Below are 15,609 nucleotides of genomic sequence, written 5' to 3'. Positions count from 1 at the left end.
GCGACCGAGCCGGGCGCGGCCCCGTCAACGCGTTACTGCGGTCTTCGCCCCGTCCAGGACCTGTCGCCAGGACCGCACCGATTCCTCCGACACGGCCCCGGCCCAGCCCTCCGGCCGGGCCGCGCCGCCGATGTGGAAGGCGTCGATGTCCGCCGCCAGCAGTTCGGGCACGTGGTCGAGCCGCAGGCCGCCGCCGACCAGGAGCGTCTGCCCGTACCCCGGCTCGCCGCGCCGCCCCGCCTCGGCGAGCAGTCTGGGCAGCCCCTCGTCCACGCCCTCCGCGGCCCCCGCCGTGAGGTAGGTGTCGAGGCCCGGCAGGTCGGCGAGCTGCTTGCGCAGGGCGTCGCGGTCCGCGGCCCGGTCGATGGCCCGGTGGAAGGTCCAGCGGCAGCCGTCCAGCCCGGCCACCACCCGCTCCACCGCGTCCAGGTCCACCCCGCCCTCGGCGTCCAGGAACCCGAGCACGAACTGGTCGGCCCCGGCCGCCCGCAGCTCCCCGGCCACCCCCACCAGGCGGTCGGCGTCGCCCGCGGCGAACCCGTCCGCCAGTCGCAGCATCACGCGCAGGTCGATGTCGACGGCGGCCCGGATCGCGGTGAACGTCCGGGGCGACGGGGTCAGCCCGTCGGCCGCCATGTCGGTGACCAGTTCGAGGCGGTCCGCGCCTCCGGCCTGGGCGGCGACCGCGTCCTCGGCGTCGAGCGCGATCACCTCCAGGACTGCACGCGTGCTCATAGGGCCCCTTCCGTGGTGTTCCCCGTGCACCCCGGACGCCTCTCGCAAGAGGTCTAGTCCGGAGGTCTAGTCCAATCCAGGGTACGCGGGGAACGGCGACGGCCGCGAGACCGCCCCTGTCACACGGGGTCCGAATTCAGCCGTAGATGTTCAGCTCCGCCGTCTCCGCCCCCATCAGCTCGTACGACGCCCCGTCCGGCGACCGCCCGGTGTACAGCCGTACGAGCGTCGCCGCGTCCCCCATGAAGCGGGCCGGGGTCCGGGTGCCGCTGGTCTCGCCCAGGTGCAGCGGGTCGTCCACGTCGTCCAGGTCGGCCTGGAGCCGCAGGTGCCCCCGCACCCGGGTCACCCGGGCCAGCAGCGAGAGCGCGTGCGGCAGGCCCGCGCCCGTGTAGGCGCCGGGTTCGCCGAGGGTGTCGCGGACGTCACCGGCGTGCACCCACTCGCCGAAGGCGACCGGGTCCAGGCGCCCGTCCGCCCGGTCCGCGATCACCTCGCCGGCCTCGGTCATCCCGCGTTCCAGCTCGTCGAGGACCCGGGCGTTCGTCCAGTCGGCACGCTCGGCGATGTCCCGGTCGTTCGACTCGGGCGAGAACACCCCGGGCTCGAAGCGGCTCTCCACCACCCGGATCAGCGCGGACGAGCAGTGGGCGAGCACGTCCCGGACCGTCCAACCGGGACACGCGGCGGTCGGCAGTGCGAAGTCCGCGTCCGGCCGGGAGCGGAGGAGCGGGATGAGCACGTCGCGCTCGGCGGTGAGGAGACGGCCGGGGAGGAGGGGGTCGCGTGCGTCGTCGTCAGCAGCAGCAGCAGTCATGGCTCCACGCTAGGGGGATGTCAGTGCCGGGCGGGAGAATGGGCGCATGGACGATCTCCAGGAAAGGGACCTGCACTCCCGCTGGCTGCGCGCCTTCCTCGGGTCGCGGGACGACGACTCCTGCGTGCCCTCCCCGCACCGCTACGCCGACGAACTGCTCCGCCGCTGGCAGGAGCCCCAGCGCCGGTACCACACGGTCACCCACCTCGCCGCGGTCCTCGACCGCATCGACACGCTGGAGGAGTACGCGGACGAACCGGACCTGGTCAGGCTCGCCGCGTGGTTCCACGACGCCGTGTACCTGCCGGACCGCTCGACGAACGAGGAGCGCTCGGCCCGCCTCGCCGAACGGGCCCTCCCCGAGGCCGGCCTCCCGGCGGGACAGACCGCCGAGGTCGCCCGCCTGGTCCGGCTCACCGTCACCCACGACCCGGCCCCCGGCGACCGCAACGGCGAGGTCCTGTGCGACGCCGACCTCGCGATCCTCGCCGCCCCGCCCGCCGCGTACGCCGCGTACACCGCCGAGGTGCGCGAGGAGTACCACTTCGTCCCCAACGACGCCTTCCGGGCGGGCCGTTCCGCGATCCTGCGCCAGCTCCTCGACCTGCCCCAGCTGTTCAGAACGCCGTACGGCCGCACCGAGTGGGAGCCGACCGCCCGCTACAACCTCGCCGCGGAGCTGGAAATGCTGTCGACCGCCGAGGATCCGGCGTCCTAGGGTGCGAGCCATGCGGGACATGGGCGGGGACCAGGTGGAAGAGGCCGTCGCGGGCTGTGTGGCCGCGCTGCGGCCCGCGGTGACGAGGGACTGGACGGAGGTGCCGGCCGGCAGGCTGGACTGGAACTGCCACGAGACGGCGGTCCACGTAGCCGACGATCTCGTCGCGTACGCCGCGAACCTGGCCGGGCGCGCCCAGGACGCGTACGTGCCCTTCGAGCTCAGGCTCGACGACGGGACCGACAACTCCGGCCTGCTGCACGTGATCGAGACGACCGGCGCCCTGCTCGCCGCCACCGTCCGCACCACCCCCCGCCAGGTTCGCGCCTTCCACCCGTACCCCTTCCGCAGCGCGGACCGCGCGGGCTTCGCCGCGATGGGCGTCGCCGAAGTCCTGCTCCACACCCACGACATGGCGCTGGGCCTCGGGCTCGCCCACCGTCCCTCCGAAGAGCTCGCCGAGTCCGTCCTGGCCTGGCTGTTCCCGCACGTCCAGCCCGGTCCCGCCGCCTGGCCGACCCTCCTGTGGGCCACCGGCCGCGGTGAGCTGCCCGGCCGTGCCCCGGTCACCGGCTGGCGCTGGCGCAACAACCTGGTCATCCCCGCCGAGCGCCTCGACCTCGTCGGCATCCGCCCCGCCGAAGCCCGTGACCTGCGCCTCGGCGGCGACGGCGGCTTCGAGTGGATCGACGGCGGCCCCTACGAGGGCACCCGCGACGCCGCCGGCTTCCTGCTCAAGGCGTACGAAGGGGGCGTCCACCGGCCGGAGTTCGGCGTCTTCGCCCTGGTCCGCCGGGCCGACGGCCGGGCGGTCGGCGGCATCGGCTTCCACTCCGCCCCGGACGAGGAGGGCCGGGTGGAGATCGGCTACGACCTGGCCGAGGCCGCCCGCGGTCACGGCTACGCGACGGAAGCGCTCCGCGCGCTGGCCGACTGGGCCCTGGCCCGCGACGACGTACGCACCCTGTTCGCCACCGTCGAGACCGCCAACACCGCCTCCCAGGCGGTCGTCACCCGCGCGGGGTTCGCCCAGGTGGGCGAGGGCGAGGCGGAGCTGGCCTTCGCACTGCGGGCGGCGGAGTAGGGACCGTCGGAGGCGGTTGCCGGCGGGACACGTCGCTCTTGCGCCGGCGCAGCCCCGCCCCGTGCAGCAGCCGCACCACCTCGCGGCTGCTGACCTCCACGGCACCGGCCCGGACCGCGTCCGGGTAGCGGTGCGAGGGGATGTCGTAGTGGTCGCGCTCGAAGGCGCGGCGCTGTACGCCCATGTCCTCGGCGAAGGCGTGCAGTTCGGCGTACGAGACGTCGCTGACCAGGTGGGACCACATCCGGCCGTGTCCCGGCCAGTCCGGCGGATCGATGTACACCGTCATGAGAACTCCGTCACGAGAACTCCGTCACGAGGAGGGCATCCCGCCGCCCAGGGAACCGCCCAGTGAGCCGACCGAGGCGACCTTCACGCCCGCCTTGTGGCACACCCAGTGCGGGTCCGGGCCGAGTTCGGGTTCGACGTCCAGGGCGTGCGGGTCGCCGGAGCCGCAGACCGGGCACAGCGGCCAGCGGCCGTACCGCTCAAGGAGCGCGTCCTGTACGTCCTGGGCCACCAGCCCCGCCACGTACCCCGCCCCCTCCGGCCACTGCTCCACCCACCAGCGGCGCTGTACGACGGAGTCCTCGACCAGCGAGACCACGTCCGCCTCGGCGACCTCACCCGCGACCAGGTCGGCGAGCACGAGGGCGCGGGCTGCGTGCAGCGCCTGTTCCAGGGGGCTTACGGGATCCATGGTCCTATTGTGCGCGGTCTTGACCGGGCACCCGAAACGAAAATATCTTTCAAGGGTGACCGAGAAGGTGAAGGAAATTTTCGGCGACCGCGGGCCGGGAACACCGGGTGCACCAGGCGCACCAGCGAGCGCGCCGCCGGCTCCCGCCGCGCTCGCGGCCAAGGTGCGGACCCTGGCGCCCTCCATGACCCGCTCCATGCAGCGCGTCGCCGAGGCCGTCGCGGGCGACCCCGCAGGCTGCGCGGCCCTCACCGTCACCGGCCTCGCGGAACTGACCGGCACCAGCGAGGCGACCGTCGTCCGCACCGCCCGGCTGCTCGGTTACCCCGGCTACCGCGACCTGCGGCTCGCCCTCGCCGGACTCGCCGCCCACCAGCAGTCGGGGCGGGCACCCGCGATCACCACCGACATCTCCGTCGACGACCCGATCGCCGACGTCGTCGCGAAACTCGCCTACGACGAGCAGCAGACCCTCGCGGACACGGCGGCCGGCCTCGACACGGTGCAGCTGGGGGCCGCGGTGAGCGCGCTCGCCGGGGCGCGGCGGACCGACGTGTACGGCATCGGGGCGTCGGGCCTGGTCGCCCAGGACCTCACGCAGAAGCTGCTGCGGATAGGGCTGATAGCGCACGCCCACAGCGATCCGCATCTCGCGGTCACCAACGCGGTGCAGTTGCGGGCCGGCGACGTGGCGATAGCGATCACGCACTCCGGGTCGACCGGGGATGTCATAGAGCCGCTGCGGGTGGCCTTCGAACGGGGGGCCACGACCGTCGCGATCACCGGGCGGCCGGGGTCGTCGGTGACGCAGTACGCCGACCATGTGCTGACGACGTCGACGGCGCGGGAGAGCGAGCTGCGGCCGGCGGCGATGTCGTCGCGGACCGGGCAGTTGCTGGTGGTGGACTGTCTGTTCGTGGGGGTGGCGCAGCGGACGTACGAGGCGGCGGCGCCGGCGTTGGCGGCGTCGTACGAGGCGTTGGCTCATCGGCACCGGAGTTTGCCCCGATAGACCGTAGAGGGACGCGTTGTGGAGCGAGTGCGGGCCGCATGTGGCTGATCGCGCAGTTCCCCGCGCCCCTGAGTTAGTGCACTCGTCCGCGTTGGAAAGAGCCGTCTGCCGATGACCACCGAACATCACACCCTCCGCACCGAACTCGAAGCGCTCACCACCGAAGCCTTCCGGCCGGAACTCGCCGAGATCGACACGTTGCCCACGCTCGACATCGCGCGGCTCATGAACGGGGAGGATGCCGGGGTCGCCGCCGCCGTGGCGTTGCGGCTCCCCGAGATCTCGGCCGCCATCGACGCGATCGCCGCCCGTATGGCCGAGGGCGGCCGGCTGGTCTACGCCGGGGCCGGTACCGCCGGGCGACTCGGGATCCTGGACGCCTCCGAGTGTCCGCCGACCTTCAACACCCGGCCCGGTCAGGTCGTCGGGGTCATCGCGGGCGGCCCGGCGGCCATGGTCACGTCCGTGGAAGGGGCCGAGGACTCGGCGGAGCTGGCCCGCACGGACCTCGACGCGCTCGGCATCGGCGCCGCCGACACCGTCGTCGGCGTCTCGGCCTCCGGCCGCACCCCCTACGCCGTCGGCGCCGTCGAGCACGCCCGCGCCCTGGGCGCCCTGACCGTCGGCCTCTCCTGCAACGCGGGCAGCGCGCTCGCGGCCGCCGCCGAGCACGGGATCGAGGTCGTCGTCGGCCCCGAACTGCTCACCGGGTCCACCCGGCTCAAGGCCGGCACCGCGCAGAAGCTCGTCCTCAACATGCTGTCGACGATCACGATGATCCGGCTCGGCAAGACCTACGGAAACCTGATGGTCGACGTCCGCGCCTCCAACGAGAAGCTGCGCGCCCGCTCCCGCCGGATCGTCGCGCTCGCCACGGGTGCGCCGGACGCCGAGATCGAGGCGGCCCTCACCGCCACCGACGGCGAGGTCAAGCCCGCCGTCCTGGTGATCCTGGCCGGTGTCGACGGGCCCACCGCAGCCCGCCTTCTGGAGGAGTCCGGCGGCCATCTGCGCGCGGCGCTCACCGCGACGGGCGGCTGACGCGCACCCTCGGGGGGTGCAGAGATCGTCGTACGACACCGCCGCCGCGCTGCTGCCCCTGGTCGGCGGCCCCGGGAACGTCACCTCCGTCGCCCACTGCATGACCCGGCTGCGGCTGGGCATCGCCGACCGGGACAGGGCCGACGCGGAGGCGGTGCGGGCGGTGCCCGGGGTGCTGGGGGTGGTGGCCGACGGGGACACCCTCCAGGTGGTGATCGGGCCGGGTGCGGTGGTGGCGGTGACCGCCGAGTTCGAGAAGCTGCTCGGTGACGAACTGCCGGGGTCACCGCAACGCGCCCCGGAGGGGCGCGGGGAACTGCGCGAGCAACCACGACGCACCCGCACCCGGCCCGGCAACGACGGCGCCGCGGACCTCGCCGCCCGTGGCGCCGAGCTGAAAGCGGCCCGCGCCCGGCGCAACGCGACCCCCCTCAAGACGGCCCTGCGCCGCATCGCCGACGTCTTCGTGCCGCTGATCCCGGCCCTGATCGGCTGCGGAATCCTCGCCGGCCTCGACGGGCTGCTCGTGAACGCGGGCTGGCTGCCCTGGCTGACCCCCGCCCTCGCCGCCGTCGCCTCCGGCTTCATGGCGCTGATCAGCGTCTTCGTCGGATACAACACGGCGAAGGTGTTCGGCGGGACGCCCGTGCTCGGGGGCGCGGTCGCGGCGGTCGTCGTCTATCCGGGCGTCGCGAAGGTGACGGCGTTCGGGGTGGCGCTCGTCCCCGGTGAGGGCGGGGTCCTCGGGGCGCTGGCGGCGGCGCTGCTCGCGGTCGGCGTCGAGAGGTGGTGCCGGGGCCGCGTCCCGGACGCCCTCGACGTCCTCCTCACCCCCGCCGTCACCGTCCTCGTCGCGGGCCTCGCCACCCTCTACGGCCTCATGTACGCCGCCGGTCTCGTCTCCTCCGCCATCGGCACCGCGGCCAACTGGCTGCTCGCCACCACCGGACCGGTCGCCGGCCTGGTCCTCGGCGGCCTCTTCCTCCCCCTCGTCATGCTGGGCCTGCACCAGGCCCTGATCCCCATCCACACCACCCTCATCCAGCAGCAGGGCTACACCGTCCTGCTCCCCCTCCTCGCCATGGCCGGCGCGGGCCAGGTCGGCGCGGCACTCGCCGTCTACGCCCGCCTCCGCCACCACACCCAGCTCCGTACGACGATCAGATCGGCGCTCCCGGCGGGCCTGCTGGGCGTCGGCGAGCCCCTCATCTACGGCGTCTCGCTCCCCCTCGGCCGCCCCTTCCTCACCGCCTGCGCGGGCGGGGCGGCGGGCGGCGCCTTCGTCGGCTTCTTCGCGGTCCTCGGCGACCGCGTGGGCGCCACCGCCATCGGCCCCTCGGGCTGGGCCCTGTTCCCTCTCCTCACGGGGAACAGGGGCCCGGCCCTGGCGGCGGCGATCTACGCGGGCGGCCTGCTCACCGGCTACGCCGTGGGCTTCCTGGCGACGTACGCGGGCTTCAGCGGCGCAGGTGTCCCGGGTGACCCGCGTGACCCGTCACCTCGGCGATCCAGGTGATGAAGTCACCGGGGTCGTTGTCGGCGCCGTGCCCGGCGTCCCAGTAGTACTTGATGTCGACGTCGTCGCCGAGGTTCTTCAGCCTGGCGGCGAGGTTGGCGGCGACGGTGAGCGAGGTGTCGCTGTCCTTCGTGCCGAGCCGGATCCACCAGTGCCGGGCCCGGTTCGGGTTGACCTGCTGCGCCACGTGGTACATGGCGTTCATCTGGTCGAGCTTCTTCGGGAGGTCGGCGTCGAGGCGCGCGCTGTCGCCCTCCGCGTGCCGCAGGCTGTAGAGGGTGAAGTGGCGGGTGGCGGTGGTGTCGGTGCCGAACTCATTGCACTCCGGGGTCGACAGGTCGAAGGCGTCGAAGGCGGGCGCACCCTTCCGGCGGGCGCCGACGTGGGTGAGGAAGTCCGCCCAGGAGAAGGTGGCGTTCGTGCCGTCCCAGCCGATGAAGGTGTTCGCGGCCAGGTAGGCGGCCCGGTCGGTGTCCGACAGTGCGGCCAGGTAGCGGGTGGCGGACGGCTCCAGATGGGTGGCGACCAGATACTCGTCGAGGTTGCGGTCGGTCAGCCGCCCGAAGCCCGGAGCCGTCAGCCGCAGCGCCGCGAGGTACTCGGTGAACTGCGCCTTCAGATCGGCGGACACGGTCGCGTCGACGCTCGAACCGTCGGCGAGCGGGTTGCCGCCCCAGCACCACTCGTACGACATGTCGGAGTGTTCGAGGTCGGTGATCGGGCACCAGTCGCCGCTCGCGAACACCGCGTCGCTCGCGTCGGCCGCGCCGAGCGCCGCCAGTTCCGCCGCGTAGAGAGGGCTGTCGCCGGAGGAGCCGAGCAGAGCGGAGAGCGCACCACCCGCGCTCGTCCCGGCCGAGACGATCCGGTCGACGTCGCCCGGTATCAGCCCCCGGTTGGACTTCACGTACCGCACGGCCGCCTTGAGGTCGACGATGGCGGCGGGCGCACAGCCGTAGTAGACGCCGTTCGCGTCGACGAGGCTGCGGCCCCGGGCCCCCGGCTCGACGACGACATACCCGGCGAGCAGCGCCAGCAGCGTGCGGTTCGGCCCGCTGTCCCCGCCCCCGGGCCCACCCGGCCCGCCGGGTCCCCCGGGACCGCCGGCACCCCCGCCGCCCCCGATCCCGGTCGCGCCCGCCACCGACGAGGGCATGTACCCGCCCACGTTGTTGGCGAGCAGCACCGGCGCGTGGGTCGCGTCCACGGCGACCCCGTCGACCGACACCGGAACGCTGACGTTGAGCCCCTGGTACGTGGCGTCCACCGGGTTCGCCACATAACTGCTGACCTTGTAGAAGTGGTAGGTCACGTCGTGGGCGGTGCCCGCGGTGTCGGTGATGCTGGTGGTCAGCTCGGTGTAGGCGCTCGGGTCGAAGACCAGGGCCGAATCCGTGACCGCGGCCGAGTCCGTGCCGCTCGCCGACGCCCGGGTGGCGGCCCGCGCACCCGTCGCCAACCCGACCGCCGGAACCGCGGCGGCCGCGGTGAGCCCCATGACTACCGTTCTGCGCTTCACTCGCTTCACTTCCGTCTCTTCTGTGGGCGGCTCGTGCGGGCATGAGTGCAACAGCGGTTACTGAGACGTAGCTGTGAAGTCGATGAGTTGTCGCCAGAATTGTTGACACAACCTGGTCAGGGGACAGCCGGCGCACAGAAGTTGGCCAGTTTCAGCGCCCTTCGGCACCGGCCCTTCCGTCGCCGAGCGCGTCGAGGATGTGCGGCCACGCCGCCCTGCCGAGGAGCGCGTCCGCTTCCGGAGTGCCTCCGTACCTGAAGTGCGGGGACGCCGGCGCGGGGCTCTCACCGGGAAGGCGTGGCCGGTGGCCGGCGTCGTCGCGGGCGATCAGACGCACGGCCGCCCCGACCGACCGTCGGCGTTCTACCAGTTGCTCGGCGAAGGGAAGCGACGGCCACAGCTCATCGTCGCCCCCTGCCACCAGCAGGAGATCCGCTCTGGCCGTGTCCACGGGGATCTCCGCCGACGCAAGCGAGTGAGCGAAGGTCCGCTCGCTCAGTTCGTACCAGCCCCGGATGGCGACGGGCCCGCCGTCCGGCTCCGCGGGAACCCAGGAATCGTCCATCGGGACGAACGGCAGCGGCCGTTCCCGCCAGGTCCAGGACGAGCGGTACGGGTGCTGCGCTCCGTCCCGCCCCGGGCCGATGTTGCACCAGACCAGCGAGGTGGGCGACAGCGCGACCACCGCGTCCACGCGCGGGTCGTACACAGCCGTGAGCAGAGCCGCTTCAGCCCCCTTGGAGAGGCCGAGGACTCCGATGCGCCGCGCTCCGCCCAGCCGGAGGAGGTCGACGGCGGCGGTGAAGGTCTCCAGGGGGACTTCGCAGATACCCGGCGGCTGCCCCGGCCCACCGAACCAGCGGATCGCCAAGGCCGCGAAGCCGCACCCAGCGAGGATGCGCGCCCGCTCCCGCTCGACGCGCCCACTGGATCCCGACAGGACCAGCACGCCGACCTCGCTCCCGTGCGCCGGAGCGATCAGGACGCCTTCCCAGGGACGGGTCAGCTCACGTTCGGTGATGTCCGTCGACACGGCTCCGCTCACCGTTGCAGGACGAAGCGGTAGACCCGGGATTCCCTCGCCTCGAAGCCGAGGCGCTCGTACAGCCGGTTCGCCGCCTGCCTGGACGGACGCGAGGTGAGGTCCACGGTGCGAGCGCCCGCCACCTCCGCCAGCCGCAGAGCCTCCTCGGTCAGAGCACCCCCGACACCGTGCCCCCGCGCGGCCTCGTCCACCACCACGTCCTCGATGCGGGCCCGCAGGCCGGACGGCAGGGGGAACATGACCAACGTCAGCATCCCGACCACTTCGCCGTCGACCCGGGCCACGAGCACCGTGTTCGCGTCGCTGTCGAGCAGGGCTCCCACCGCCTCGCGGTCCAGGGGACCGGCCGTACTCGAAAGCTGGGGCAGCAAACGCGCCAATGCCTCAACCGACTCGTCGTCCGCTTCCCTGACGACCGCTACCTCAACGCTCATGACGGGGACACTACAGAGCGGGTTTCCCCACCAGGCGTCAGCAGGGCAGCCGTCGCGCCCCGTTGATCCGCCGCACCTGCGCCCGCAGCACGTCGTCCGGCGGCGCCGGCTCCAGCGACTCCGGCGGGCAGTCCCACTCCTTGCCCCCGACGACGGGCCGCACCTGCACGACACCGCCGACATGCCCCCTGACCTCGCCGATCCGCCCGTCCCGTACATCCGTCACGAACGTCCCGAACGGCGGCCGTTCCCCCCGGACCACCGAGGCCAGCCGCTCCGCGACCCGCACATTGCACCGCCCCAACTCGACCAGCGCGAAGGGCTCGTCGCTCGCGCCGGTCACGGGGTCGACGCAGAGCGAGGGCAGTACGACGCCGACGCCCCGCAGCGCCAACCGCAACGTCTCCACGACTTCTTCGGTGGGTCGCAGCACCATTCCCTACCTCCACGCTGAGTTCCGGGTTCACCACACAGCGTGTCGGGCGGGGCTCTAGCCTGGCCAGGCAGGACATCCCAACAACACCGTCTGTTGGACAGGGGCGTGCACATGGCCGGGCCGAAGGATCTGGATCCGTCGTCATCGCCACGGGCCTTGCTGGGGGCCGAGTTGCGGCACGCACGTGAGCGCAAGGGGCTCAGTCAGGCCGAGTTGGGGCAACGGCTGTTCGTGAGCGGGTCGTTCATCGGGCAGTTGGAGGCGGGGACCCGGCGAATGCAGCCGGAGTACGCGCGGTTGCTGGACGAGACCCTGGGGACGGACGACTTCTTCCGACGGAACGGTGAGGCTGCGGCCAAGTCGAAGTACCCGGACCACTTCGCCGAAGCGGCGGAAGCGGAGGCGCGGGCCACGGCGATCAGCCAGTACGCCGCGCTGCTGATTCCGGGACTGCTTCAGACAAGCGCCTACGCGGAGGCGGTGTTCCGTGCCTACAAACCGACGGCCCCGGAGCAGGTGATCGAGGAGTTGGTAGCGGCCCGGATGGAGCGGACCCACCTTCTCGACGATCCAACAGAGCCGTTGTTGTGGGCGGTGATCGACGAGGCGGCGTTACGCAGGTTGACGGGCGGGCCCTTCGTGATGGCCGAAGCCCTGCAACACCTGGCCGGGTTGATCCGCCGAAGGCGGGTGATCGTCCAGGTGCTGCCGTTCCGCGCCGGGGCGCATGCCTCGCTGGACGGCCCCCTGAAACTGATGGAGTTCGCCGACGGGCCGCCGCTCTCCTTCGTAGAGGCACCCGACATGGGAAGGCTGCTGGACGACCCGGCCGTCGTCGCCCGCCATGCCCAGATGTTCAAACTCCTCCTCGCCGCCTCCCTTTCTCCGTCGGATTCCCTAGCCTTGATCGAGTCGGCGGCGCAGGATTACGAGCATGAGGAACTTGCCTGAGTACGACCTGAGCGCCGCCACATGGCACAAGTCCAGCTACAGCGGCGGCCAGGGAGGCGACTGCCTCGAAGTCGCCCGCTGGCGCAAGTCGACGTACAGCGGCGGCAGCGGCGGCGACTGCCTCGAAGTCTCCGACGCCCACCCCACCCTCATCCCCGTCCGCGACTCCAAGGCGGCCCCCCACGGCCCGACCCTCACCTTCCTCCCCGAGACCTGGGCGGCCTTCGTCGAAGGCGTCAAGACCCGTGGTCGTGGCCCCGAGGGCGCTGTGCCAACGCCTGGGCGCGGGCGGTGATGTCCGCCGGGGACACTACGGAGAGACCCGCGAGTACGTCCTCCAGGGCGCCCAGCCACAACTGGTAGTACCGGTACGGCTCCTCGCGGGGCGCGGCCGCGATGCGGGCGATCAGTGCGCCCTGGAACTGCGGCCAGGTGAACGCGCCCGTCTCGCACAGGGTGACGGCCATGCCGAAGGCACGGCTCTCCCACGGCTCGGCGAAGGTGAGTTCGCCGTTGGAGCGGGGCGGGGCGGAAGGGCCCTCGATGTCGAGCGGCGCGGTCACGGGGCCGTCACCTTGGCCACGCCGACCATCGCGTCGCGGGTGACGAGCGGCACGAGTTGCTCCTCGGTCAGGTGGCCGGTGCCCGCCGGCCGCTCAGGCAGGACCAGCCAGCGGACCTCGCTGGTGGAGTCGTGGACGGTGATCTGTACGTCGTCGGCGAGGTCGAGGCCCATCTCCGCGAGCACCCGGCGCGGCTCCTTCACGACGCGGGCGCGGTAGGCGGGGTCCTTGTACCAGCTGGGCGGCAGGCCGAGTACGGGCCAGGGGTAGCAGGAGCACAGCGTGCAGACGACGACGTGATGCGTGGTGGGGGCGTTCTCCACCACGACGATGTGCTCGCCCTGCGATCCCGAGAAGCCGAGTTCCCTGATGGCGGCGGTGCCGTCCCGGAGCAGCCGGTCGCGGTACGCCGGGTCGGTCCAGGCCCTGGCGACGACCTTGGCGCCGTTGAGGGGGCCCACGTTGGTCTCGTACTCGGTGATGATCCCGTCCATCACCTTCGGGTCGATCAGGCCCCGTTCGGTGAGCAGTTGCTCCAGCGCCTCGGTGCGCAGGGCCGGGGGCGGGCGTTCGCCGGATCCGGCGGTGGTCATGCGGCGGCCTCCAGGTAGCTCTCGTACAACTCCAGCGTGACGGCGAAGGGTTCGGCGTCGGCGCCCCACAGCTCTCGGGAGTCGAACCGCACCGAGTAGACGTACTGCGGGTTCTCGCCCTGGAAGTGGGCGTTGGTGTCGGGCAGTACGGCGGCGGGCTGGACGGCCTCGACGGTGCCGGTGTGGCCGCGGGCGTAGCGGGGCAGCCGGGTGTGTCCGGGTACGGATGCGGCGCGGGCCCGTACCCGCTCGCCGGCGGTGAAGGCGGGGGCGGTGTCGAGGGAGCGGAGCGAGCCCACGGCGGTCGGCGCGTAGTGGGGTCGGCGGGGCTCGGGGCTCGGGGGCTCCGGGACGTGTTCGCCGCGCAGGTTGCGGGCGCGGGCGTCGACCGCGCCGGGGGCGAGGACGGCGCTGTCGCCGAGCATCAGTTCGCCGCCGTTGAGCCAGCGGCCGTAGTAGCCGTCGTCGAAGTAGGCCGCCCGGTCCAGGCGCTCCAGGGCGTGCCGGAAGGCGTCCGCGTTGACGCCGCCGGACGCGACACGGCTGGAGAGGATCGCGAGGGCGAAGGCCCGGCCCTGCCAGGGCTCCGCGAACACCGGTTCGTCGGGGGGTGCGGGGTGCACGGGACCCCAGCCCGGTGTGCCGCCCAGATCGGCAAGACCATCCATGACAGAACTCCCCGCATGGTCATGCAACGGACCATACGTCTGAATCCTACGCGAAAGGCATCGCCCGTGCCCTGTGTGGCGCCGCCGGTGGTACCGCTGGTCCTACCCCCGGCTCTGGCGGCGGCCGGCTCCGGAAGAGGATCATCGGCTCGGGATGGTCACCCACACCGGTCACCCACACCGAAACGGACACCGCCGTGAGCATGATGTACCTCGCCCAGCCCGACCAGCAGCAGAAGCTCGAATGGCTCGACGGCGGCCAGTTCGCCGTCCTCCTGGACAGTGCGGCCACCGACGGACAGCTGACCGTGGGACGGTTCAGCGTCGCCAAGGGGGAGGCGCCGCCGTACCACATGCACACCCGCGAGGACGAGATCTTCATGCTCATCAAGGGCACCGCGCTGGTGTGGTCGGACGGCCAGGAGCTGGAGCTGACGGAGGGCGGGATCGTCTACCTGCCCAAGAACGTCCCGCACGGCTACCGGATCACCTCCGACACGGCCGACCTGCTGATGATCTGCACTCCGGCCGGTATCGAGGGCATGTTCCGGCACGCCGGACGCGACCTGTCGACCCCCCGGCCGGAGGGGTTCGAGATATCCAAGGACCTGATGGCCGAGGCCGCCGACATCTACGGCCAGGTCATCCTCGGCCCGCCCCGCTGAACACCGGCGCCCCCGGCGGTACACCCGTCGGCTCCCCCATCGGCACACAGGTCGGCACCCCCGTCGGCACCTCCGCGTCAGCCCCCTTACGAAAGGCACAGCCATGTCCGGGCAGCAGCGCCGCGACCTCGACGAGATGCTCCGGCACTCCCCGCTCGACGTCGGCGGCGACACGGCCGAAGCACGCGCGGTCTTCCACGAGATGATGACCTCGATACCGCTGCCCCCCGATGTCACGACCACTCCCGGTCTGCTCGGCGGCGTCCCTGTCGTCACGGTCGAGACGCCGGGCGGCGATCCGTCCGACGTGGTGCTGTACTTCCACGGCGGCGCGTACGCCATCGGCTCCGCGGCCGACGCGGCGGGCCTGGCCGCCGACGTGTCCCGGCGGGTCGGCGCCCGTGCCGTCTGCGTCGACTACCGGCTGGCCCCCGAGCACCCGTTCCCCGCGGCCGTCGACGACGCGGTGGCCGCGTACCGCGCGCTGCTCGACCAGGGCGTATCCGCCGCCCGGGTCGCCTTCGTCGGCGAGTCCGCCGGCGGCGGCCTGACCGTCGCGACGCTGGTCGCCCTCAGAGCGGCGGGTCTGCCCCAGCCGTCCTCGGCCGCGGTGTTCTCACCCTGGGCCGACCTCACGGTGTCCGGGGCCAGCGCGACCGGCAAGGCCGACCTGGACCCGGCACTCACCCCGCAGGCCCTGCGCACCCGGGCCCGCGACTACCTCGGTCCGACGACGCCCGGCACCGAACCGCTGGCCAGCCCGGTCTTCGCCGACCTGACGGGGCTGCCGCCGCTGCTCGTCCAGGTGGGCTCGCACGAGATCCTGCTGGACGACGCCGTCCGGCTGGCCGCCCGCGCCGCCGCCGACGACGTCCGGGTCGAACTCCAGGTCTGGCCCCAAGTCCCGCACGTCTTCCAGGCGTTCGCCGTCATGCTTGACGAGGCCGACGAGGCACTGGAGTCCGCCGCCGCCTTCACCCGGGCCCATTGGGATGCCGCCCGGACCTCCGCCGAGGCGGCGCTCAGCTCCTGACCGCTGCCACAAGCAGGCCTTTACCCAGATGTGGCACAAGAGTTCCCCTGGGCGCGGCTCATCCAAACAATTGCGGACG

Annotated in this window: 20 protein-coding genes; 9 read left to right on the top strand and 11 right to left on the bottom strand. The window is 72.6% G+C overall.

Annotated elements, in window-relative coordinates:
• Nucleotides 1–24 precede the first annotated feature (24 nt).
• Nucleotides 25–735 carry a copper homeostasis protein CutC gene (locus tag ACIQVL_RS26265; RefSeq protein ID WP_403426722.1) on the bottom strand — a complete coding sequence of 237 codons (711 nt, stop codon included), beginning with the start codon at nt 733–735 and terminating at the stop codon, nt 25–27.
• A gap of 136 nt (nt 736–871) precedes the next feature.
• Nucleotides 872–1,552: a maleylpyruvate isomerase family mycothiol-dependent enzyme gene (locus ACIQVL_RS26260; RefSeq protein ID WP_403476496.1), complete on the bottom strand. Its 681-nt coding sequence runs from the start codon at nt 1,550–1,552 to the stop codon at nt 872–874.
• Nucleotides 1,553–1,598: 46 nt separating this feature from the next.
• Here ACIQVL_RS26260 and ACIQVL_RS26255 point away from each other — a divergent pair, with 46 nt between their 5' ends.
• Entirely contained in the window at nt 1,599–2,270 is a 672-nt protein-coding gene (locus ACIQVL_RS26255) for a hypothetical protein (RefSeq protein WP_403426718.1), read from the top strand.
• 10 nt (nt 2,271–2,280) lie between these two features.
• Nucleotides 2,281–3,354, top strand: a complete 1,074-nt coding sequence (locus ACIQVL_RS26250; protein WP_403476495.1) for a GNAT family N-acetyltransferase — start codon at nt 2,281–2,283, stop codon at nt 3,352–3,354.
• On the opposite strand, the gene ACIQVL_RS26245 is transcribed toward ACIQVL_RS26250, so the two are convergent.
• Together ACIQVL_RS26245 and ACIQVL_RS26240 are read right to left on the bottom strand one after the other, a co-directional pair.
• Nucleotides 3,281–3,643: a DUF4031 domain-containing protein gene (locus ACIQVL_RS26245; protein ID WP_403476494.1), complete on the bottom strand. Its 363-nt coding sequence runs from the start codon at nt 3,641–3,643 to the stop codon at nt 3,281–3,283. The genes ACIQVL_RS26250 and ACIQVL_RS26245 overlap by 74 nt on opposite strands.
• 24 nt (nt 3,644–3,667) lie before the next feature.
• On the bottom strand, nt 3,668–4,054 hold the full coding sequence (locus ACIQVL_RS26240) for a hypothetical protein (protein ID WP_403426715.1): 387 nt from the start codon (nt 4,052–4,054) through the stop codon (nt 3,668–3,670).
• Between the two features lie 55 nt (nt 4,055–4,109).
• Here ACIQVL_RS26240 and ACIQVL_RS26235 point away from each other — a divergent pair, with 55 nt between their 5' ends.
• The 3 genes from ACIQVL_RS26235 (at nt 4,110) to ACIQVL_RS26225 (ending at nt 7,623) form a co-directional block, all read left to right on the top strand.
• Nucleotides 4,110–5,066 (top strand): MurR/RpiR family transcriptional regulator, encoded by a 957-nt coding sequence (locus ACIQVL_RS26235; protein WP_403476493.1) that lies wholly within the window; start codon nt 4,110–4,112, stop codon nt 5,064–5,066.
• A gap of 111 nt (nt 5,067–5,177) precedes the next feature.
• The gene (murQ, locus tag ACIQVL_RS26230; RefSeq protein ID WP_403476492.1) at nt 5,178–6,107 is read left to right on the top strand and encodes an N-acetylmuramic acid 6-phosphate etherase; all 930 of its coding nucleotides are present in this window, start codon (nt 5,178–5,180) and stop codon (nt 6,105–6,107) included.
• A gap of 16 nt (nt 6,108–6,123) precedes the next feature.
• The gene (locus ACIQVL_RS26225) at nt 6,124–7,623 is read left to right on the top strand and encodes a PTS transporter subunit EIIC (protein WP_403476491.1); all 1,500 of its coding nucleotides are present in this window, start codon (nt 6,124–6,126) and stop codon (nt 7,621–7,623) included.
• Here ACIQVL_RS26225 and ACIQVL_RS26220 read toward each other — a convergent pair.
• The 4 genes from ACIQVL_RS26220 to ACIQVL_RS26205 all read right to left on the bottom strand — a co-directional run bounded on the left by ACIQVL_RS26220 (nt 7,565) and on the right by ACIQVL_RS26205 (nt 11,051).
• On the bottom strand, nt 7,565–9,121 hold the full coding sequence (locus tag ACIQVL_RS26220) for a subtype B tannase (protein WP_403476490.1): 1,557 nt from the start codon (nt 9,119–9,121) through the stop codon (nt 7,565–7,567). The two genes, ACIQVL_RS26225 and ACIQVL_RS26220, sit on opposite strands and share 59 nt — an antisense overlap.
• Nucleotides 9,122–9,293: 172 nt before the next feature.
• Nucleotides 9,294–10,175: an acyl-CoA thioester hydrolase/BAAT C-terminal domain-containing protein gene (locus tag ACIQVL_RS26215; protein ID WP_403476489.1), complete on the bottom strand. Its 882-nt coding sequence runs from the start codon at nt 10,173–10,175 to the stop codon at nt 9,294–9,296.
• An 8-nt stretch (nt 10,176–10,183) separates the two neighbouring features.
• On the bottom strand, nt 10,184–10,621 hold the full coding sequence (locus tag ACIQVL_RS26210; protein ID WP_403426703.1) for a GNAT family N-acetyltransferase: 438 nt from the start codon (nt 10,619–10,621) through the stop codon (nt 10,184–10,186).
• A gap of 37 nt (nt 10,622–10,658) precedes the next feature.
• Nucleotides 10,659–11,051 (bottom strand): hypothetical protein, encoded by a 393-nt coding sequence (locus ACIQVL_RS26205; protein WP_403476623.1) that lies wholly within the window; start codon nt 11,049–11,051, stop codon nt 10,659–10,661.
• 117 nt (nt 11,052–11,168) lie between these two features.
• On the opposite strand from ACIQVL_RS26205, the gene ACIQVL_RS26200 reads away from it, so the two are divergent.
• Together ACIQVL_RS26200 and ACIQVL_RS26195 are read left to right on the top strand one after the other, a co-directional pair.
• On the top strand, nt 11,169–12,008 hold the full coding sequence (locus tag ACIQVL_RS26200) for a helix-turn-helix domain-containing protein (protein WP_403476488.1): 840 nt from the start codon (nt 11,169–11,171) through the stop codon (nt 12,006–12,008).
• A complete protein-coding gene (locus tag ACIQVL_RS26195; RefSeq protein ID WP_403476487.1) occupies nt 11,992–12,303 on the top strand; it encodes a DUF397 domain-containing protein in 312 nt (103 codons plus the stop codon). Before ACIQVL_RS26200 ends, ACIQVL_RS26195 begins: the two co-directional genes overlap by 17 nt.
• Here the strand turns inward: ACIQVL_RS26195 and ACIQVL_RS26190 are convergent.
• The 3 genes from ACIQVL_RS26190 to nthB are packed head-to-tail and all read right to left on the bottom strand — an operon-like array spanning nt 12,245 to nt 13,832.
• Nucleotides 12,245–12,571 (bottom strand): nitrile hydratase accessory protein, encoded by a 327-nt coding sequence (locus ACIQVL_RS26190; protein ID WP_403426698.1) that lies wholly within the window; start codon nt 12,569–12,571, stop codon nt 12,245–12,247. The two genes, ACIQVL_RS26195 and ACIQVL_RS26190, sit on opposite strands and share 59 nt — an antisense overlap.
• A complete protein-coding gene (gene nthA, locus ACIQVL_RS26185) occupies nt 12,568–13,164 on the bottom strand; it encodes a nitrile hydratase subunit alpha (protein ID WP_403476486.1) in 597 nt (198 codons plus the stop codon). The genes ACIQVL_RS26190 and nthA overlap by 4 nt, the downstream gene beginning before the upstream one ends.
• Nucleotides 13,161–13,832 carry a nitrile hydratase subunit beta gene (nthB, locus tag ACIQVL_RS26180; protein ID WP_403476485.1) on the bottom strand — a complete coding sequence of 224 codons (672 nt, stop codon included), beginning with the start codon at nt 13,830–13,832 and terminating at the stop codon, nt 13,161–13,163. The genes nthA and nthB overlap by 4 nt, the downstream gene beginning before the upstream one ends.
• A 203-nt stretch (nt 13,833–14,035) precedes the next feature.
• Here nthB and ACIQVL_RS26175 point away from each other — a divergent pair, with 203 nt between their 5' ends.
• Nucleotides 14,036–14,497: a cupin domain-containing protein gene (locus ACIQVL_RS26175; protein ID WP_403476622.1), complete on the top strand. Its 462-nt coding sequence runs from the start codon at nt 14,036–14,038 to the stop codon at nt 14,495–14,497.
• 103 nt (nt 14,498–14,600) lie between these two features.
• Nucleotides 14,601–15,530 (top strand): alpha/beta hydrolase fold domain-containing protein, encoded by a 930-nt coding sequence (locus ACIQVL_RS26170; protein WP_403476484.1) that lies wholly within the window; start codon nt 14,601–14,603, stop codon nt 15,528–15,530.
• Nucleotides 15,531–15,609 lie beyond the last annotated feature (79 nt).

Source organism: Streptomyces sp. NPDC090499 (assembly GCF_044769305.1).
Taxonomy (GTDB): domain Bacteria; phylum Actinomycetota; class Actinomycetes; order Streptomycetales; family Streptomycetaceae; genus Streptomyces.
Note: the sequence above shows the minus strand (reverse complement) of the source record. Positions and strands in the feature narration are given on the sequence as shown.